22 protein-coding genes and 2 rRNA genes are annotated in these 18,880 nt (G+C 67.0%); 17 read left to right on the top strand and 7 right to left on the bottom strand.

Translation table 11 applies throughout. The annotated features are described in order from the left end of the window. Positions 1-43 precede the first annotated feature (43 nt). From KBY65_RS10490 to KBY65_RS10470, 5 genes are read left to right on the top strand one after another with little or no spacing between them, the layout of a single operon-like run. Entirely contained in the window at positions 44-1,234 is a 1,191-nt protein-coding gene (locus KBY65_RS10490; RefSeq protein WP_255001551.1) for an NAD(P)/FAD-dependent oxidoreductase, read from the top strand. Further along, the gene (locus KBY65_RS10485; protein WP_094561652.1) at positions 1,231-1,911 is read left to right on the top strand and encodes an HAD-IA family hydrolase; all 681 of its coding nucleotides are present in this window, start codon (positions 1,231-1,233) and stop codon (positions 1,909-1,911) included. Before KBY65_RS10490 ends, KBY65_RS10485 begins: the two co-directional genes overlap by 4 nt. A gap of 28 nt (positions 1,912-1,939) precedes the next feature. Further along, on the top strand, positions 1,940-3,604 hold the full coding sequence (gene hflX, locus KBY65_RS10480; RefSeq protein ID WP_255001550.1) for a GTPase HflX: 1,665 nt from the start codon (positions 1,940-1,942) through the stop codon (positions 3,602-3,604). Positions 3,605-3,650: 46 nt separating this feature from the next. Further along, positions 3,651-4,286 carry a peroxiredoxin gene (locus KBY65_RS10475; RefSeq protein ID WP_254988854.1) on the top strand — a complete coding sequence of 212 codons (636 nt, stop codon included), beginning with the start codon at positions 3,651-3,653 and terminating at the stop codon, positions 4,284-4,286. Between the two features lie 10 nt (positions 4,287-4,296). After that, entirely contained in the window at positions 4,297-5,424 is a 1,128-nt protein-coding gene (locus KBY65_RS10470) for an anhydro-N-acetylmuramic acid kinase (protein ID WP_255001549.1), read from the top strand. A gap of 14 nt (positions 5,425-5,438) precedes the next feature. Here KBY65_RS10470 and KBY65_RS10465 read toward each other — a convergent pair whose 3' ends face one another. Continuing rightward, positions 5,439-5,750 carry a ribbon-helix-helix domain-containing protein gene (locus tag KBY65_RS10465; protein WP_094561654.1) on the bottom strand — a complete coding sequence of 104 codons (312 nt, stop codon included), beginning with the start codon at positions 5,748-5,750 and terminating at the stop codon, positions 5,439-5,441. A gap of 121 nt (positions 5,751-5,871) precedes the next feature. Between KBY65_RS10465 and KBY65_RS10460 the strand changes: the two genes are divergently transcribed. The 5 genes from KBY65_RS10460 (at position 5,872) to KBY65_RS10440 (ending at position 9,176) form a co-directional block, all read left to right on the top strand. Beyond that, positions 5,872-6,162 carry a hypothetical protein gene (locus KBY65_RS10460; protein WP_094561655.1) on the top strand — a complete coding sequence of 97 codons (291 nt, stop codon included), beginning with the start codon at positions 5,872-5,874 and terminating at the stop codon, positions 6,160-6,162. A gap of 78 nt (positions 6,163-6,240) precedes the next feature. Then, complete coding sequence (locus KBY65_RS10455; protein ID WP_094561639.1) at positions 6,241-6,504, top strand: hypothetical protein; 264 nt, start codon at positions 6,241-6,243, stop codon at positions 6,502-6,504. A 259-nt stretch (positions 6,505-6,763) separates the two neighbouring features. Then, entirely contained in the window at positions 6,764-8,485 is a 1,722-nt protein-coding gene (locus tag KBY65_RS10450) for an ABC-F family ATP-binding cassette domain-containing protein (RefSeq protein WP_255001548.1), read from the top strand. A 120-nt stretch (positions 8,486-8,605) separates the two neighbouring features. Then, positions 8,606-8,818 carry a hypothetical protein gene (locus tag KBY65_RS10445; protein WP_255001593.1) on the top strand — a complete coding sequence of 71 codons (213 nt, stop codon included), beginning with the start codon at positions 8,606-8,608 and terminating at the stop codon, positions 8,816-8,818. Between the two features lie 130 nt (positions 8,819-8,948). Further along, positions 8,949-9,176 (top strand): hypothetical protein, encoded by a 228-nt coding sequence (locus tag KBY65_RS10440; protein ID WP_255001546.1) that lies wholly within the window; start codon positions 8,949-8,951, stop codon positions 9,174-9,176. Here the strand turns inward: KBY65_RS10440 and KBY65_RS10435 are convergent. Beyond that, entirely contained in the window at positions 9,173-10,327 is a 1,155-nt protein-coding gene (locus tag KBY65_RS10435) for a trypsin-like peptidase domain-containing protein (RefSeq protein ID WP_094561656.1), read from the bottom strand. The two genes, KBY65_RS10440 and KBY65_RS10435, sit on opposite strands and share 4 nt — an antisense overlap. A gap of 303 nt (positions 10,328-10,630) precedes the next feature. On the opposite strand from KBY65_RS10435, the gene KBY65_RS10430 reads away from it, so the two are divergent. The 3 genes from KBY65_RS10430 to hrpB are packed head-to-tail and all read left to right on the top strand — an operon-like array spanning position 10,631 to position 13,920. Next, positions 10,631-10,927, top strand: coding sequence for a DUF2973 domain-containing protein (locus tag KBY65_RS10430; RefSeq protein ID WP_255001545.1), 297 nt, complete (start codon positions 10,631-10,633; stop codon positions 10,925-10,927). Between the two features lie 43 nt (positions 10,928-10,970). Beyond that, positions 10,971-11,354 carry a hypothetical protein gene (locus tag KBY65_RS10425; protein ID WP_094561644.1) on the top strand — a complete coding sequence of 128 codons (384 nt, stop codon included), beginning with the start codon at positions 10,971-10,973 and terminating at the stop codon, positions 11,352-11,354. Then, complete coding sequence (hrpB, locus tag KBY65_RS10420) at positions 11,332-13,920, top strand: ATP-dependent helicase HrpB (protein WP_255001544.1); 2,589 nt, start codon at positions 11,332-11,334, stop codon at positions 13,918-13,920. Before KBY65_RS10425 ends, hrpB begins: the two co-directional genes overlap by 23 nt. Here hrpB and KBY65_RS10415 read toward each other — a convergent pair. Next, a complete protein-coding gene (locus KBY65_RS10415) occupies positions 13,917-14,684 on the bottom strand; it encodes an HAD family hydrolase (protein WP_233128781.1) in 768 nt (255 codons plus the stop codon). The genes hrpB and KBY65_RS10415 overlap by 4 nt on opposite strands. Positions 14,685-14,844: 160 nt before the next feature. On the opposite strand from KBY65_RS10415, the gene KBY65_RS10410 reads away from it, so the two are divergent. Genes KBY65_RS10410 through KBY65_RS10395 form a run of 4 tightly spaced genes read left to right on the top strand, consistent with a single transcriptional unit; the run spans position 14,845 to position 16,922 of the window. Then, positions 14,845-15,021: a hypothetical protein gene (locus KBY65_RS10410; protein ID WP_198953905.1), complete on the top strand. Its 177-nt coding sequence runs from the start codon at positions 14,845-14,847 to the stop codon at positions 15,019-15,021. Continuing rightward, positions 15,018-16,196, top strand: a complete 1,179-nt coding sequence (xseA, locus tag KBY65_RS10405; protein WP_255001543.1) for an exodeoxyribonuclease VII large subunit — start codon at positions 15,018-15,020, stop codon at positions 16,194-16,196. The genes KBY65_RS10410 and xseA overlap by 4 nt, the downstream gene beginning before the upstream one ends. A 3-nt stretch (positions 16,197-16,199) precedes the next feature. Then, complete coding sequence (gene xseB / locus KBY65_RS10400; RefSeq protein ID WP_094561647.1) at positions 16,200-16,481, top strand: exodeoxyribonuclease VII small subunit; 282 nt, start codon at positions 16,200-16,202, stop codon at positions 16,479-16,481. A gap of 48 nt (positions 16,482-16,529) precedes the next feature. Continuing rightward, on the top strand, positions 16,530-16,922 hold the full coding sequence (locus KBY65_RS10395) for a DUF2834 domain-containing protein (RefSeq protein WP_094561648.1): 393 nt from the start codon (positions 16,530-16,532) through the stop codon (positions 16,920-16,922). Between the two features lie 50 nt (positions 16,923-16,972). On the opposite strand, the gene KBY65_RS10390 is transcribed toward KBY65_RS10395, so the two are convergent. From KBY65_RS10390 to KBY65_RS10375, 4 genes are all read right to left on the bottom strand, one after another. After that, the gene (locus tag KBY65_RS10390; protein WP_255001542.1) at positions 16,973-17,308 is read right to left on the bottom strand and encodes a hypothetical protein; all 336 of its coding nucleotides are present in this window, start codon (positions 17,306-17,308) and stop codon (positions 16,973-16,975) included. Between the two features lie 18 nt (positions 17,309-17,326). Beyond that, positions 17,327-18,166, bottom strand: coding sequence for a YihY/virulence factor BrkB family protein (locus KBY65_RS10385; protein WP_255001590.1), 840 nt, complete (start codon positions 18,164-18,166; stop codon positions 17,327-17,329). A gap of 248 nt (positions 18,167-18,414) precedes the next feature. Next, positions 18,415-18,531: ribosomal RNA gene (rrf, locus tag KBY65_RS10380) — 5S ribosomal RNA — on the bottom strand. A gap of 139 nt (positions 18,532-18,670) precedes the next feature. Beyond that, positions 18,671-18,880 (bottom strand): 23S ribosomal RNA (locus KBY65_RS10375); the annotation flags it as partial.

Raw genomic sequence — 18,880 nt, 5'->3', positions numbered from 1 at the left:
TGGTTAGGGTTCGATCGACGGTGTTGGCAGTGGACCACAACCAATGGCGGAGTCTGTGGCGACGCCGGCAACAGCCCCGGTGCTGATCGTGGGAGGAGGGTTTGGCGGGCTCTACACCGCCCTGGCGCTTGCCACCCGGCGCCAGCATCCACCGATCCTGCTGATCGAACCGAACGATCGCTTCTTATTTCTGCCGCTGCTCTACGAGCTTCTCAGCGGTGAACTGCGCAGCTGGGAAATTGCCCCCCGCTACGACACGCTTCTGGCCGGCAAAGGCGTGGCCTGGCTCCAGGATCGGGTGGTGCGGATCGACACCGCAGCCTCTCGGGTGCACACCGCCGCGGGGCGAGAGCTCCCCTACAGCCGGCTGGTGGTCGCTACCGGAGCCCAGTCCAACAGTTTCGGAATTCCGGGCGTCACGGAGCACAGCCTCGGCTTTCGCTCCCTGGCCGATGTGGAGCGCCTGCAGCGCCTGATCCACAGCCTCAAGGAGCGCGCCAGGCCGCTGCAACGGCTGGCGGTGGTGGGTGCCGGGGCCAGCGGCGTGGAACTGGCCTGCAAGCTGGCCGATCAACTCCAGGGCAGCGCCATTGTCGAGGTGATTGAACAGGGGCCAGGTCTGCTGCCCCAGGCCAAAGCGTTCAACCGCGAGCAGGCGGATCTGGCCCTGCAGCGGCGGGATGTGCGCTTGCGCACTCACACCCATGTGGAGGCCGTGGAGGTCGGTGGCCTGTTGCTAAAGGGACCAAGCGGACCCGAGCACCTCAGCGTTGATGGCGTGATCTGGACCGCCGGCCTGCGCTTCCAGGCCCCGGAGCTCAGTCCCGAACCTGCTGCTGTGACCGACCGCCTCGGGCGGCTGGTCTGTGAGCCCAGCCTGCAGCTGCGCAATCACCCCCACGTGTTCGCCCTCGGCGATATCGCCCACGTGGATGCCGAGGACGCGGACCAAGCCCTGCCCGCCACCGCCCAGGTGGCCTTCCAGCAGGCCGAGTGCCTGGCCGGCAATCTGTTGAAATCGCTGGCCCAGGAGCCGCTGGAGGCCTTCCACTACACCGACCTCGGCGAAATGATGAGCCTTGGCGAGGGGGAAGCCAGCCTCACGGGCGGGGGATTCACCCTGGCCGGTGCGGCGGCATTCCAGATCCGCAAACTGGCCTATCTGACCCGCCTGCCGGGCCCCTCCCATCAGCTGAAGGTGGCCGCCGGTTGGCTGGCGGACTGGCCGCGATGACGCCGCGCGGCCTGTTGCTCGATGCCATGGGCACCCTGATCGGTTTGCGCAGCAGCGTGGGCGCCACCTATGCCGAGCTGGCCGCCCACCATGGCCTCACGGTGGATCCCGCCGCCATCGATCGGCACTTTCCCCGCATCTACCGGCAGGCGCCACCCTTGGCCTTCCCAGAACTGGCCTCCCCGGCTCTGGACAGCCCAGCCCTGGAGGAGGCCGAGATCGGCTGGTGGAGCGCCCGGATTGCCGAGGTGCTGGCCGCCGCCGGTGCCGAGGGCCAGGGAGAGGACGAGGGCGTCGGCGCGGAATCTGAGCCGCCACCGGAGCTGGGACGGGCACTGTTCCGCCGCTTTGCCCAGGCCGACCTCTGGCGGGTCTACGACGACGTACCGGCCCATCTGGAGGCTTGGCACCGCCGCGGCCTGCGGCTGGCGGTGGTCAGCAATTTCGACAGCCGCCTGCCAGGGCTGCTGGACAGCCTGGGCCTGGGAGAGTGGCTAGAGGCCGTGGTGGTGTCGTCGGCGGTGGGAGCGGCCAAACCCGATCCCCGGCCCTACCAGCAGGCCCTGGCCCAGCTCAACCTGACCGCTTCAGAGGTGTGGCACGTGGGCGACAGCCCGGAAGATGGCACCGGGGCCCACGCCGCCGGCATCCGCTGGGTGAAGGTGCAGCGCCCATGAACCACCTCGCCCCCCTGGCCCACCGGTGGTGAAGCAAGGCGTCCTGGCGGGGCGCACGGCCGGGCTGAGGCCGTCCCAGAAACGGCGCCTGGAGAGGCTCTGCCACCGCCGCCACCCCGACGACCAGGTGGCCGAGCTGCTCTGCCTGCAACGGCTGGCCGGCGAAAGCCGCGAGCTCGAGCTGCCCCTCACCCTGGTGGTGGATGGCCGCGGCCTGTGCCGGCTGCTGTGGGTGGGGCCCCTGGAGCAATCGGGCAGGTTGCTGGAGCGCCTCCCTGGCTCCGACCGCCGCCAGGGCACAGACCTGCGCTTGCTCACCTGCTGCGGCCGCACCAAACAGCTCCAGCCAGGGCGTCAGGAAGGGATCGTGGGGCTGGATCTGGCGCCCCGGCTGTGGCTGCGCTTTGGCGACCAGCCCCAATCCGGGGGACATTGGCCCGCGCAGCTGCTCGTGGCCCAGCCCGACGCCCCAGACCCCTGGGTGAGCGACGACGAGGCGGATCTGCTCCAACTCTGCAACCGCGATCACCTCAGCATCGCCCCTTCCCATGAGCCAGCCGCGACAACGGCGGCTGGCTCCCCCGGCCAGGCCACCTCAGAACGGGTGCTGCTGCTAGTCCTCACCCCCGGTGATCGGGGCGCCGCCCAACGGTTGATCGCCGAACTGGAAGGCTTGGTGGGCAGTGCCGGCGCGCTGCCGGTGGGGGTGGTGGAACAGCGGCGCAGCCAGGTGGCCCCCCAAACCCTCTGGGGCGAAGGGAAGGTGCTCGAAGCGGCGCTGGAGGCCCGGCGCGTGGGCGCCACTCTGGTGGTGACCGACCGGGAACTCACTCCGGTGCAGGCCCGCAACCTCGAGCGCCTGCTCGACCTGCCGGTGAGCGACCGCAGCGAACTGATTCTCGACATTTTTGCCCAGCGCGCCGCCAGCGCGGCCGGGCGCCTTCAGGTGGAGCTGGCCCAGCTGCGCTACCGGCTGCCACGGCTCACGGGCCGCGGCCGCAGCCTGTCGCGGCAGGGGGGCGGCATCGGCACCCGGGGGCCGGGGGAAACCCAGCTGGAGAAAGACCGCCGCGCCATCGCCCGCCGGATCGAGCGGCTCCAGCGCGAGGTGACCCAGCTCGGCGACCACCGGGCCCGCTTGCGCCGCGGCCGCCAGGGCCTGCGTCGACTGGCGCTGGTGGGCTACACCAATGCCGGCAAAAGCTCTCTGCTCAACGCCCTTACCCGCGCCACGGAGGAGCAGGCCGTGCTGGCGGAGAACAAGCTGTTCGCCACTCTGGATCCCACCACCCGTCGGATCGAATTGCCGGAACCGGTGCTGGTCACCGACACCGTGGGCTTCATCCGCGATCTGCCGCCGCCTCTGCTGGAAGCCTTCCGCTCCACCCTGGAGGAAACCCTGGAGGCCGACGGGCTGCTGATCGTGGTCGACCTGTCCGATCCGGCCTGGCCGGAGCAGTGGCGCACGGTGAATGGGATCCTCGACTCGCTCGGGGCCGTGGCTCCACGGCGCCTAGTTGCGAATCAAATCGACCGCTGTGCCGCCGGAGAAATGGAGCGGGCCCGGGCCCTCGAGCCCTTGGCTCTGTTCGTCTCGGCCACCGCCTGCCTGGGGCTGCAGCACCTGCGCCAGGAGCTACGCAGCTGGCCCGTCGATGGCGGCGGGACCACGAACACCACATCCGAGCGCTGAGTTGTGGCACGATCACCTCTTCGTTGCATCTTGCCCTGCAGCTGCCATGGCCCTTCAACTCGGCGACACCGTTCCCGATTTCACCCAGAATTCCCAGCTGGGTCCGATCAACCTGTACGACTTCGCTGGCGACAGCTGGGTCGTGCTGTTCTCCCACCCCGCCGACTACACCCCGGTCTGCACGACTGAACTGGGCGAAGTGTCCCGGCTGCGCCCCGAGTGGCAGAAGCGCAACGTCAAAACCATCGCCCTGAGCGTGGACTCCGCCGAGAGCCACAACGGCTGGATCTGCGACATCAACGAGACCCAGAACACCACCGTCGACTATCCGATTCTGGCGGACGCCGACAAGAAAGTGAGCGATCTCTACGGGATGATCCACCCCAACGCGCTCAACAACCTGACGGTGCGCTCGGTGTTCATCATCGACCCCAACAAGAAGCTGCGCCTGCAGATCACCTACCCCGCCAGCACCGGCCGCAACTTCAATGAAATCCTGCGGGTGATCGATTCCCTACAGCTCACCGACAACCACTCCGTGGCCACCCCGGTGAACTGGAAAGACGGCGACGACTGTGTCGTGGTGCCCTCCATCCCCACCGACGAGGCCCGCAGCAAGTTCCCCAAAGGCGTCACCGAAGTGAAGCCCTACCTGCGCATGACTCCCCAGCCCAACAAGTGAATCGGGCCTGATGCGGGTGTTGGGGTTGATGAGCGGCACCAGCGCCGATGGCGTGGATGCCGTGCTGGCCAGCTTTACCGGCCCACCCCAACACCCGCGTTGGCACCTGGACGCCCATCACTTCAGCCCCTACCCCGCCGAGCTGCAACACCAGCTGATCGGCATCGGCCAGGGGCAACCGTGCAGCACGGCGGAGTTGCTGGAGGTGGCGGAAGCCGTCACCGAACAGCAAGCCCTAGCGGCCCGAGCCTGTGATCCAACCGGCAGGGCCCAGCTGGTGGGCTGCCATGGCCAGACCCTCTGGCACCGACCGCCCCAGGCCGGCCGCCGAGGTGCCAGCTGGCAACTGCTGCAGGGGCCGCTGCTGGCCGAGTTGCTGGGAAGACCCGTGGTGTTCGATTTCCGCAGCGCCGACCTGGCCCTCGGCGGTCAGGGGGCGCCACTGGTGCCCCCCGCCGACCAGGCCCTGCTGGGACGCAGCGGCGGTTGGCGAGCGGTGCTGAATCTGGGGGGCATCGCCAATCTCACCTTGATCCCGCCGGTCAGTGGCCCCCAGCGCCACCTGCCGGTGCGGGGCTGGGACTGCGGGCCCGCCAACACCCTGCTGGATCTGGCCACCCGCCAGTTCAGTGGTGACCAGCTGACCTACGACGCCGATGGGGCCTGGGCCCGCCGCGGCCGGATCGATGAGGCCCTGATCGAGCGCTGGTTGAATGAGCCCTACTTCCAAACGCCGCCGCCGAAGTCCACCGGCCGGGAGCTGTTCGGCCAAGCCGACCTGGAACGGCGCCTCAGCGAGCTCGGGAACCGAACCCCAGACGATGCCCTGGCCACCCTGACCGGCTTCAGCGCCGCCGTCGTCGCCCAGGAGCTGGGCCATGGCCCGCAACCGATCGAACTACTGGTGGCCGGCGGGGGCTGCCGCAATGGCCTCCTGATGGAGCAACTGCGGCAGCGCTGCCGCGGCCTGATCGTGCGCCCCCTGCAGGAGCTGGGCATCGGTGAAGCCGAACGCGAAGCCCTGGCCTTTGCCCTGCTCGCCTGGTGGCACGCCCGGGGCCACCGGGGCAGCCTGCCATCGGTCACCGGAGCCAGTCGGGCCGCGGTGCTCGGGGTCTGCGCCCGGCCCCAGGCCTGAGCGAACGCTCCAGTTCAGCCCGGACGGTGCAGCCGAACCCGACGCGGTGCACCGCGCAGGCGCTGGGGGGTCTGGCCCTGACGGGCTTCCAGCCCTTGGCGGAACAGGGCAGCCTGCAGCTCGGCCTGGGTGCGGGGGTCGGGCGGGACTGGGGCCTGCTCCAGCCTCTCGACCCCCTGCTGAATCAGCACCTTGGCCATGTTGCTGACCGTGCGGGATTCGAGCTCAGCCAGCTCAGCAAGGCGCTGGCAGAGGTCTTCCGGCAACACCACCTGAATGCGCGGCGATTTGGCCTTGCCACTGGAAGAGGTCTGCCGAGTCGCCACGCGGGGATCAGGAAAGAAATCAAAAGCCAGGACCTGCTGGCTACCCAAGAGTGTACAGAGATAGGCAAGGGTAGTATCCAAGACTATACTGATGGCATTCATCCCCTCGGAGGTGCACCCCGTGCCCCGTTCCTCCACAACCCGCTCTGCTGGAGCCACCACCAACAGCCGCAAACGCCGCACCGCCGAGCGCAGCGACGTGCTGGTGTCGGCCGTGATCAGCACGTACCTGCTCACCCACCTGCATCACGTGCTGCAGCGGGCCGAATACGGCGCCGAGCAGGAGGGTCGCCAGGCCCTCGCCGCCAACTACGCCGAGCTGCGCAAAGTGCTCTGCCTCGATGCCCGCAGCATGGAAGACGCCTCCGCCTGCGGCACGCCGGAAAGCGGCGAAGGCCGTCGCGCGGCTTGATGGCACCTGCCCAAGCCGCAATCGCGCTGTGTGCCATTGGTTGAGAGCCAGTAACCTCGGCCCATCGAGCTGTCTGCCATGACTGCCAGCAACGTGAATGCCAGCAACTTGAATGCAGGCAATGCCGCCGAGCTCTATGGCCGGATCAGCGCAGACCAAGAGTTAACCCAGGCCCTGTTCCGGCAGGCCCTGCAGGATCCCAACGGCGCTGTGGGTCGGATTGTCGACCTCGGATCGGCTTTCAACCTGCCCGTCACCGCTGATGAGGTGCGCCGTTACGTCGCCAGCCTCGATGACAGCGACAGCAAGCAGTGGCTGGTAAAGGCCCGGGGCGGCCTCTGAGCTCCGCTCCCGGTCGGGACGCCGATCCCTGTCGCCACCGGCCCAACTGAAGAAGAGCCAGTAACTGACGATCGCCAGGCCAGCTGCGACCACCAGGGCCGCCACCTGCTCTAAGCGCTTGATCATCGCTGGCACAGGAGCTCTCTGAATGGAGTCTGCACCAGGTAGCCCAGCGCCCAGCCCTCTCCCGATCGGCCACCAGGGATGATGGTTTGGAGCAGCTGGCCCGGTTGCCCGCCCCTCGCCTTTCCCAGACTCCGTGCTCCGCCTCGAACGCATCGGCAAGATCTATCCCACCGGTGAGGTGCTGCGGGACGTCACCTGGGAAGTGAAGGCCGGCGATCGCATCGGCCTGGTGGGCGTCAACGGGGCCGGCAAATCGACCCAGATGAAGATCATCGCCGGGCTTGAAGAGCCCAGCAGCGGCGCGGTGGTGAAGCAGGGCGAACCCCGCATTGCCTACCTGCAACAGGAATTCGACGTGGATCCGGCCCGCACGGTGCGGGAGGAGCTGTTCCAGGCCTTCGGCGAAGCGGCTGAGGTGCTGATGCGCCAGCACGCGGTGGAGCACGCCATGGCCAGCGAACAGGCGGCCACCGATCCCGACCATCTCGATGCGCTGATCCACGAGCTTGGACAGCTGCACAGCCGCTTCGAAGGCCTGCACGGCTACGAGCTCGATGCCCGCATCGACAAACTGCTACCCACGATCGGCTTCACGCCCGAGGGCGCCGAGCAGCTGGTGGGCGATTACTCCGGCGGTTGGCAGATGCGCATTGCGCTGGGCAAAATCCTGCTGCAGGAGCCGGATCTGCTACTGCTCGACGAACCCACCAACCACCTGGATGTGGAAACGATCCAGTGGCTGGAGGGCTACCTGGTCGAGCAGACCGCAGCCCTGGTGGTGATCAGCCACGACCGCACCTTTCTGGATCGGGTCTGCAACCAGATCGTGGAAACGGAGCGTGGGGTATCGCGCACCTACCTCGGCAACTACAGCCAGCACCTCGAACAGAAAGCCTTGGAGCGCGAGGCCACCCAGGCAGCCTTCGAGCGTCAGCAGAAGGAACTGAGTGCCCAGCAGGCCTACATCGATCGCTTCCGGGCCAGCGCCACCCGCTCCACCCAGGCCAAGAGCCGCGAAAAATTGCTGGAAAAAGTTGAGCGCGTGGAGGCCCCGATTGAGAGTGTCGGCGGTCCGCGCTTCCGCTTCCCTGAAGCCCCCCGCTCAGGGCGGCTGGTGGCAGAGATCCAGAACCTCACCCACAGCTACGGCGACCAGATCCTGTTTCTAGGGGCGGAACTGGAGGTGGAGCGGGGCGACCGCATTGCCTTTGTAGGGCCCAATGGGGCCGGCAAATCCACCCTGTTGCGGCTGATCATGGGCAGTGAGCAACCAGAAGACGGCGCCGCCCGGCTGGGGGAGCACAACGTGGTGGCGGGCTACTTCGAGCAAAACCAAGCCGAAGCCCTCGACCTCTCCAAAACCGTGATCGACACGATCTTCGAGGTCGTTCCCGACTGGACCCAAACCCAGGTGCGCTCCCTGCTGGGCAGTTTCTGCTTTTCCAACGAAAGCGTGTTCAAGGAGGCCGGCAAGCTTTCCGGTGGCGAGAAAGCCAGGCTGGCCCTGGCCCTGATGCTGCTCTCCCCCTGCAACCTGCTGGTGCTGGACGAACCCACCAACCACCTCGACATTCCCGCCAAACAAATGCTGGAGGACGCCCTGATCGACTACGAGGGCGCCGCCCTGCTGGTGAGCCACGACCGCTACTTCATCTCCCGGGTGGCCAACCGGATTGTGGAAATCCGCGATGGCCAGCTGGTGCTCTACCGGGGTGACTACGCCTATTACCTCAGCAAGAAAGAGGAAGAGGCCGAACTGGCACGCCAGGAGGCGGAAGCCCAGCGCAAGGCGGCCAAACAGGCTGCCAACAAAGCTAAGCAGGCCTCCCGCAAACTTCAGGCCAAAGCGAGCTGAAGCCATCGCGCCGCCTGCGCAACACACAACTTCACGGTCCCTTAGGCAGGAAGACTCATTTCAGTGGTGCCCCTGGGTTGGTGTGCATAGGCTGACAAGACGTCGCTTCTGGTGGAGATCATGGGTAAGGGACACATGGGAACCGGAAATCTGGGTGGAGCCCCCCTGGGCAGTGGTGGCTTCGGCATGGAACACGCCGGGATGGCCTCCCACAGCGAGGCCTACAACGCCGGCGATGCGATGGAGGTGTACTTCGAGTGCATCACCACCTGCTCCCTGGACGACGGGGCCTGTGTGACCCGCTGCGTGGAACAGCTGCGCGAGCAGTCCTGAGCTCCGCAGGGCGCCCCCAAACGCACAACAGCAAATCCGCACAGACGCGGCGCCCTGTTGCAACGGCTACGCACGCAACTGAAACACTTTGTAGCGTTGGAACGTCCAACAGCTCCCAGCGGTGCGTGCCATGTCCGAACCACTCGCCCTCAGCCTCGGCCAGCAATTTGAGCTGGAGCGGATGAACAGAGCCATCGAGGCCACCGCCGATCCCCAAGCCCTGCAGGGCATCGCCAAACAGCTCCTGCAGGCCTGGCACAGCCAAAAGGCCGCCACCCAGTGGGTCATGCGCCAACAGCTCGGCGCACCACCCAAGATCCCCACAGGCCTCCCCCACCATTGGGGGCAAGAGGGCTAAGGCGTCACACCCAACTGGGCCGGCACCACCGTGATCTGAATCACTCGTCCGGCCCGGTTGATGCTCAGCGGCAGGCTGCCCCCCACTCCAGCCCGCTCCACCGCGGCCACCAACTGGGGTGGGTTGGCAAGGGCTTGTCCACCGACCGCCACGATCACATCGCCCTGCTGCAGGCCAGCCCGGGCCGCCGGGCTACCTGACTGCACCGACATCACTCGCACCCCCTGGCTCAGGCCCGTGCCATCGCCGGGTCTGACTGCGTCGAGGCCCACGCCGATCACTGGATGGCTAGCCCGACCCGTGGCCACCAGCTGACGGGCGATCTCCCTAGCCCTGTTGATGGGGATCGCAAACCCCAAGCCAGCCCCCGGACCGGAGCGCACCAGGGTGTTGATGCCGATCACCTCGCCGTCCGCGTTGAGCAAGGGCCCGCCGGAATTACCAGGGTTGATGGCCGCATCCGTCTGAATCAGGTCCAGCCGCTTGTCGGTGATGCCGAGCTTGCTGGCATTGCGGTTGAGGTTGCTGATGATCCCCATCGTCACGGTGTTGTCGAGCCCGAAGGGATTGCCCACGGCAATGGCCCATTCGCCCACCTGCAGCGTGTCGGAATTACCCAGGGGCGCCACTGGCCAGGGGCCGCCGCCGGCCAGCTTGACCACCGCCAAGTCGGTGAGGCGATCCAATCCGACCACCGTGCCCTGTAGGCGGCGGCCGTCCTGCATCCCCACGGTCACCCGGTCGCTCTTTTCCACCACATGGGCGTTGGTGAGCAGCAGCCCATCAGCCTGATAGATGAAGCCGCTGCCGGTGCCGCGCTCGGTGCGTTGCGAGGGCTGCTGCAGCTGGGGCATGCCGAAGAACTGGCGGAACAGCGGGTCGTTGAGCAGGCCCCGCGGCAACCCGCCACCGACCCCGGGCACCACCACGGTGCGCTCGGTGTCGATGGTGACCACGGCTGGCCCGGCCCGGCGCACGGCGGCCGCCACAAACGACTGGCGGGCCAAACTCGGCGCGACAACCCCCTGGGCACGGGCGGCACCAGCACCCAGGCCGGCTCCAACCCCACCACCCCCTTCTCCCGCCGACACCAGCAGCCCCGCGGCGAGCAGTCCGGAACACAGCCAAGGCCCAGTACGCAATCCAGCCATCACCACGGCACAACAACTGGCGAAACCCTAAGCAGATCCACCCCAGCCACCAGGGGGAGATCCCCACCAGACGAGCCAGCGACCCCAGCAAGCACGGCGAGCCGCAGCCAGCGCCAAAACCTCTACGATTAATAAATATTTCCATCAAGTCATGGACATGGAGCGGCTCCTGCTTGCATTCCTGGCTTTCGGAGCCGCCTGCACCACCCTGTGGGCCTGGATGCTGGCCAACACCAGCAGCACAGAGCAGGCAATGATGGGGAGGCGACACGACTCCCCTGATCTGCGGCCAACCCCCCGGCCATGAACGCCTTGATCTCCCAGCTCTTCCCGCTTCTGTACGGCGCCTGTTTCCTGGTCCTGCTCTGGCAGGCATTCAAGGTGATGGGCCAGGGCTTTCGGGCCGTGCCGCGCCCCGGTGATCGCGATGCGGTCGGCAGCAGCACCATCACAACGGCAACCGGCAACGACCGCACCGGGCGGCTCACCATCCATCCCGAACTGCTGGACGCTGACGGCCAGCTCACACAAGAAGACTTGCTCACCGTGCGCTTCAGTGGCGACAACGAACAGCCTGCTTACCCCGGTGACCCCAGCTGAATAGGCTCACCGTTGAGCACGTGCTTTTCAGCGGAGACAGACGGTGGATCAACGGACCCGAATCGTGGCTGCAGTGCTGCGCAATCTCAAGCTGCCGCCGCGTTTTCGCCTCAAGCTGATCAAAGAGGATCCGATCCGGCTCGAGCTCAGCATCACCCCCGCCTACGGCAAAGATCCGATCCTGGTGGGCCTGGTGGAATCCCAGGACCTCGTGGCCCGGCGCGACCGCGAAGGCCGCATCCCCCGCGACCTGCAGGGCACCTGGGACTGGACCGTGCGCCACGGCAAGGTGAGCACGGGCGGCTGGAACCCTTACCTCAAAGAAGCCCTGCAGACCATGTTTGAAACCGGTCTGCCGGCGATTGTGTACGAAGAGCTCACCGGCGAGGCCTACCACCCGGTTGATGGCGTTCGCCACGTGCGCTGAGGCGGCCACGCCAGCGCTCCTGCCCATCGATGGCCTGCTGGCGCCCCTGCTGGAAGCCTGCTCCCCGGGGGCAACAGTGCTGCTCCAGGCCCCGCCGGGCGCCGGCAAAACCACCCGGGTGCCGCTGGCCCTGTTGGCCGGATTGGGCTCCGGGCGGATCTGGATGCTGGAGCCCCGCCGCCTCGCCGCCAAGGCAGCGGCTCAGCGGCTGGCGGCCGAACTGGGCGAAGCGGTGGGGGAACGGGTGGGCTACAGCGTGCGGCTGGAATCCCGCACGTCGGCAGCCACCCGCCTGGAGGTGCTCACCGACGGCCTGTTCCTGCGTCGCCTGCAGCGCGAACCCGCCCTCGAGGGGGTCGACTGCCTGATCTTCGACGAGTTCCACGAGCGCGGCGCCGACACAGACCTGGCCCTGGCCCTGGTGCGCCAGGTGAGGGAGCTGTTGCGGCCAGATCTGCGGCTGGTGGTGATGTCGGCCACCCTCAACCTCGCCCCCCTGGCCGTGCAACTGCCGGAGGCCACCGTGCTCAGCAGTGAGGGACGCCGCCATCCGGTCGCGATCAGCCACCAGCCTCCGCGACCGGGCGAGCGGCTGGAGCAGCAGGTGGTGCGGGGGCTGGAGCAGCACTGGCTCGACCAGCGGGGCGATGGCGAAACGGTGCTGGTGTTTCTGCCAGGGCTGCGCGAGATCGAAGCCTGCAGCCGGGCGATCAGCGCCACCGCCTGGGGCGGGGAGATCGACTGCGTTCCCCTCCACGGCAACCTGCACCTGGCCGCCCAGAGCCGCGCGATCGGTCCAGCCCGCCACCCGGCCGGCAAGGTGGTGCTGGCGACCTCCATCGCCGAGAGCTCCCTGACCCTCGCGGGCGTCACCCTGGTGCTCGACAGCGGCCTGAGTCGCCGCACCCGCTTCGATCCCGGCAGCGGACTCGACGGGTTGGTGACCGTGCCCGCCAGCCAGGCCAGTGCCGAGCAACGGGCCGGCCGGGCCGGGCGCCTGGGCCCGGGCCGCTGCCTGCGCCTGTGGTCGCCCGCCGAACAGCAACGGCGCCCCGCCTACGACCCACCGGAGTTGCTGGACGTGGATCCGCTGCCCCTGGCTCTGCAACTGGCCCAATGGGGCGATCCCCTCGGCACCGACCTGACCTGGCTCGACCCGCCCGCACCGGCCCCCCTGCACGAGGCCCGCCAACGCCTGGAGCAGCTCGGCGCCCTCGACGCGCAAGGACGACTGAACGTCCATGGTCAGCAGCTGGCCCAGCTGGGACTGCACCCGCGCCTGGCCCAGCTGCTGCTGCTGGGCGCATCCCTCGGGCAACTCGATCTGGCCAGCGCTCTGGCGGTGCTGCTGAGCGAGCGCGATCCCCTGACGCGCCAGGAGGCCGGCAGTGATCTGCTGCGCCGCCTCGACTGGCTGGGGCAGGCGGGTGGCGCCGATGGGCCACGTCGACGCCTGCGCCAGCTGCAGGCCCAGCTGCGCCGCCAGGTGCGCCAGCTGCCCTCCCAGCAGAAACCTCCACCACAGACCGCAGCCGCCCCCACCGCAACGACGTCCAACGCAACCACGTCCACCGCAACCACCGTGGCCCAACTGGTGGCCGCGGCCTTTCCCGAACGGCTGGCCCTGGCACGCCCCGGACAAGCCGGCAGGTTTCTGCTCAGCGGCGGCCGCGGGGCCGTGCTCCACCCTGACGACCCCCTGGTGGCCTGCACCGCATTGGCAATCGCCCAGCTGGATGGCCAGGGCCAGGATGCCCGCATCCAACTGGCCGTGCCCCTCGTTCCCGAACAGCTGCGGGAGCTCGCCGAGCAGCCTGGCGGCCAGGGGCGCACAGTGCTGGAGGCTCGCTGGGATGGGGAGAGCCAGCGGGTGCGCTGCGAACGCAGCCTCCGCCTCGGAGCCCTGGTGCTGGAGCGCCGCCCCTGGGCAGAGGCCGACCCCGAGCGCATCCGCAGCGCCCTACTCGACGGGTTGCGGCAGCTGGGATTGGAGGTGCTGCCGTGGGATCGCAGCAGCCGCCAATTGCAGCAGCGCCTGACCCTGGCCCACCAGCAGCTGGGCGATCCCTGGCCCGATCGCAGCCTGCCCCAGCTGCTGGATGACCTGGAGCACTGGCTGGGCCCCCATCTGCTGGGTCTGCGCAGCCGCGACGAGCTTCAGGGCCTGCCCCTGGCTGAAGCCCTCTGGGGCGACTGCGCCTGGAGTCTGCGCCTGGAGCTGGAGCGGCTGCTGCCGCCCGCTTTACCAGTGCCTTCCGGCCGTGCAGTCAACCTCGACTACAGCAGCGGCCAACCGGTGCTGGCGGTAAAGCTGCAGGAACTGTTCGGGGCCCGCGCCAACCCCACGGTGCTCGACGGCCAGCTGCCGGTGACAGTGCACCTGCTCACCCCAGCGGGCCGGCCGGCGGCCATCACCCAAGACCTGGCCGGCTTCTGGCAGAACAGCTACCCGGAGGTGCGCAAGGAGCTGCGGGGGCGCTACCCCAAGCACCCCTGGCCGGAAGATCCGCGCCAGGCCCAGGCCACAGCCCTCACCAAGGCGCGCCTGCAGGAGGGCAAGCGTTAGCGCTGGGGCAGCAAGTGGCCAAATCCAAAGTGGTGCAAGCCTTCGCAGATTCCCTCACACCCCGGGGAGCGGGCCACGTAGGTGCCGCGCAAACGGTGGGCCTCCGCCCGCAACGCTGGCTCGGCATTGCCCACCATCACCCCGGCCAGACCGGTTTCGAACATGGCCAGGTCATTGAGGGTGTCGCCCGCGGTGACGACCAGGGCGGGATCAATCTCCAGGGCCCGCACCAGGGCCTGCAACGTGCTGCCCTTGTTGACTCCGGCGGGGAGCACATCGAGGTAGCGGTTATCGGAGAGCAGGCAATCGACACCGTGGGCCTCCAGCTCGGCGATCAGGCCATGATCGAAGGATTCGGGGTCGTAGTAGTAGGCGAGCCTCCGCTGGCTGCTAATCGGCTGGGGGGAAACCCCCGCAGCCCCGGCCATCACCGCCAGCACACGGTCGGGCTTGCCCTGCCAGCGGGCCTCAATCGGATCCACCGCCAGGGGCAGCGGCTCCAGGCTCGCTCCGCAGGCCACGGTGCAACCCACATCGCCGATCACCAGATGCGGCGCCCGTAGGCCCACGTGCTCGTCTTCCGCCAGCAACCGGGCCACGGAGCCCAGGTCGCGGCCCGTGCAGAACACATGCAGCACCCGGCCACGCTGCTGCTCCAGCCAGGCGTAGAAGCGGCGACGCTCCGCGAGTGATCCGCCCAGCAGGGTGCCATCCAGATCGGTGACGAGCACCAGCTCGGGCTGCTCCGGCAAGGGGGCCGACAACTGCGCCTGCAGGCGCTGGCGCAGGGACGGACCGGTAGACGCGCGCAGGGTGGTAATAACGGAGACCGCTGACCGCCCCCCTGCCTAAGGGAGGCCCCGCCAGCTGTCAAGCCAGGGGGCAAGCGGCTGGTCCAAACTGGGCCCTTCCGGCGCTGCCACCTTGGCCCGTTTCTACGTCAACAACCGCCGTGATGGCTCGAGGCTGCTGAGCAGCGCCCTGGTGATCTGTGCGGCAGGGCTGATCCGGATCGACCATCCCATCGGCCAGGCGGTGGCACTGGTCGCCGGATTGGTGAGCCTCTACTGGTGGAGCTGCTACCGCCAGCTGCAGCAATGACGAGCACAGGGGACAGCCCCGCCATCCCGCGCTACAGCGTGGCGGAGCTGAATGGGGCAGTGGCCAGCCTGCTGGAACGCGGCTTTGCGCCCCGCTTCCTGCTGGATGCCACCGTCAGCCGCCCCCAGCTCAAGAAGGGCCATCTGTGGATGACGCTGGTCGACGACCAGGCCTCGATCTCCGCGGTGGTCTGGGCCTCCCAACTGGGCAAGCTCAGCTTTGTTCCCGAAGACGGCGACGGCGTCGTGGTGGTGGGCAAGCTCAACTTCTGGAGCAGCCGGGCCAGCCTGTGCGTTCAGGCCCTCGACATCCGGCCCAGCCTCAGCAGCGTGCTGCGCCAATTTGAGCAGGTGCGAGAACGGCTGACGGCCGAAGGCCTGCTGGATCCGGCCCGCAAAAGGCCCCTGCCCCCCTTCCCGCGCCGGATTGCCCTGCTCACCAGCCGCCCCAGCTCGGCCCTCGCCGACATGCTGCGCACCGCCCAGGAGCGCTGGCCCGCCACCGGGCTGCTCGTGGTGCCGATCCCCGTGCAGGGCCCTGTTCAAACCGAGATCTGCCGCGCCCTGCACCAGCTGGGGCGCCAGGCGGAGGCCCTGGGGATCGAGGCGGTGGTGATCGGCCGCGGTGGCGGCAGCCGCGAAGATCTGGCGGTGTTCGACAACGAAGAGGTCGCCCGCAGCATTGCGACCTGCCCGGTGCCCGTGGTGAGCGGCATTGGCCACGAAGACGACACCACCATCGCCGACCTCGTGGCTGACCTGCGGGCCGCCACCCCCACCGCCGCGCTGGTCGCCCTGTTGCCCGATCGCCACGCCACGCTCCAGGGATTGCGGCAGCAGGCGCGCCATCTGCGTCAGCTGGTGCAGTGGCGGCTTCAGGCCGAGGGGCAACGCCTGGGGCGGGAGCGCGAGCGCTTGGTGGGTCTCCACCCCCAGGGCCTGCTGGCATCGAAGCGCCAGCACCTGCTGCAGGCGCAGCATCTGTTGCAAGCGCTCTCACCCGAGCACCAGCTGGCCCGCGGCTTCAGCCTGCTCCGCAGCCCCGATGGCACCCTGGTGCGGTCGATCCAACAGCTGCACGTGGGAAGCCCCGTGGTCGTCCAGCTCCGGGATGGCCGCGCCAATGCCGTGGTGCGCGACATTCAGGCCGAGGCCCAGCTACCCCTGTCACGCTGAATCATGCCCAAGGCGAAACCCCGACAAACAACCGGCAGCAGTGAGCAGAACGCGGCCGCCACGGCCGCGGCTGATCTCTCCTACAACGAAGCACAAACAGCTCTGCAACTCACCCTGGCCGCCCTCCAGGCCAACGACCTCGATGTGGAAGAGATGACCGGCCTGTATCGGCGCGCACGGGCCTACATCGAGCGCTGCGAGACCGTGCTCGCAAGCGTGGAACAGGAACTGTTGCTGTGGGACGACAGCAGCGAGGCTGCCGGACCGATGCCGGAATCCCCCTAAGACTTGAATCCCCTTAATGACCGAGTCCCGCTGAACCCTGCAACCACGATGGCCCCCTCGACCGAACTGACGTCCGACAACGCCACCCCCCCGAGCGGCGGCCCACGAGCCGTGAAATGGCTCTATCTCGCCCTGGCAATTGCTGGAGCGATCCTGCCCTGGCTGTCCAACCTTGCGTTCATCCGCGAGTACGGCGCCAGCTTTGACCTCGGGCTGTTCGTGCAACTGGCCAATGCCAATCCGGCGGCGAGTTCGCTATCGCGCGATCTGGCCATCGGCGCAACGGCAGTGGTGATCTGGATGGTGCAGGAAAGCCGGCGCCTGCAGATGCGCGGGCTGGCCTGGGTGCTGTTCAGCTGCGTAACGTTGGCCTTTGCCTGCGGCGCGCCGCTGTTTCTGTATCTCAGGGAACGCCGGCTTGAGGAGCTTGCCCGCCCCTGAAGAGCGCTAACGCAAAAGCCATGGTGCCTCTAGATTTGTTCCTGCGCTGTTCAGTTGTCCTCTACCACCTCCACATCGATAGTGACGTTGCTGACATCCAGTTGATCAACAGGTGACCCGGCATTGATGCCATCGCCGAAGGGCGCGCCACAGGCAGGGCAACTGTCGGTGGCCATGCTCGTGAACCCACAGGCTGGGCAGGTGAGCAGGCGCTTCTGGATCACCTGCCACGCCACGAACCCCGCCGCTCCAAGCAACAGCGGCAACAGCAGCAAGACGAGGGTGATGCCGCCCACAAGATCGAGCACGAAACGCCCGAGCGGCCCAGGCGCCAACAGCAGCAGGGCCGCCAACAACAACCAGATCCAGGTGTTCGAGCGCTGCATCGCCGCTGGCCCAGGCCTTCAGGGGAAATCCATCCTGGCGCGGTTGGGGCGATCGAGAACGACGCAGAGACATTGGCCGTAGTAGAGGATCACACCCACCAACCAGACCCAAAGACTCAGCACCAAGACGCCGCCAACCAGTCCATAGGCCTGAAACCGGATCCCCAGGGTGACCAGCACACGGCCCAGCACCAGATTCAGAAACGTGAGCGACACCCCGATCAGCGCGGCCCCGGGGATCAGGGGTCGCCAGGGGACACGACGCGATGGCAACACCCAAAGCAACAGGAGCGAAGCGGAAACGCTGAGGCCTAGGGAAATGATCAAGTCCAGCCCCCAGGACACGGGCTGCTGGATACCGCGAGCCCAAGGCCAGATGGCTAGTAACCCGTCTCGCAGTCCGGTAGAGCCCAGCAATCGCATATTGGTGAATGCTTGATCCACCACGATCAGCACAGCAAACAACGACACCAGGCCGAGGGCCTTGATCCGCAACTGCAGATAGCGGCGCAGCAAAGCCAGCCACGACAACCCCTCAAACCCAACGGAGCGATCCCACCAGAGGCGATCCGCCCCCCGTTGAAGCGTGAGATAGGCATTGCTGGCGGTTAACACCAGCACCACCACACCCAACAGCCCAGCACCCACGCCCTGGCGCAAAAAAGCCGATAGCGTTGCTTCAAAAACCGGAATCGCCGTACTAGGCAGCACGGTGAAAACGATGTTGAGCAAGCGCTCAACCAAGCCCTCATCACGGCCCAACAGCTTCGCTGCCAGCGATAACGCGATCAGCAGAACGGGGAAGACAGACTGCAGACTGTGATAAGCAAATGCGGCGCTGAGATCGACGCAGTCCATCTGCAACCAAAGCCGATAAGCCAGCCAGAACGATCGAAACCGGCGGATTTGGCGCATCAGCCGGAATCGACGAGCGGGATGCAGCACTGAAAACCACACCTTGGATTTTCGGGGTCGATGGTTGGAGAGTAGCGCCCAACAAAAAAGCCACCCAGGGGGGTGGCTTTCTGCTTCAAGGGGAGATCGCTGATTTCAGGCTTCCAAAAGGAAACCAAAGCAGATCAACCAGAAGATGGAATGAAGGTTTTACCTGGCATCGAGCTATTTTCTCAGGGGGCTGCCCCCCAAATATCGTCGCCGCTGCAGCGTTTCACAACCGAGTTCGAGATGGATCGGAGTGGTTCCACTGCGCCATGGACACCAGGATAGAAATCACCTCTCGGTGACTCCTCTCTTCATTCCCAGGTTGAACCCTGAGAACTGCATAGCCTAGAAAGACTCCCAACTCTTCAAAAGAAAAGCTGAATGTCTTTCGCCTGGAAAAAAGCTTTTAGAGCTCGAGTTTTGGTCAAGCCCTCGGTCTATTAGTACTCCTCTGCTTCACGCATTACTGCGCTTCCACATAGAGCCTATCAACGGGTGTTCTTCCCGTGACCTTACTGGCTAACGCCATGGGAATACTCATCTTGAGGTGGGCTTCCCACTTAGATGCTTTCAGCGGTTATCCACTCCGCACATGGCTACCCAGCGTTTACCGTTGGCACGATAACTGGT

The organism is Cyanobium sp. Alchichica 3B3-8F6, assembly GCF_024346435.1.
In the GTDB taxonomy this organism is placed as follows: Bacteria; Cyanobacteriota; Cyanobacteriia; order PCC-6307; family Cyanobiaceae; genus Cyanobium_A.
Note: the sequence above shows the minus strand (reverse complement) of the source record. Positions and strands in the feature narration are given on the sequence as shown.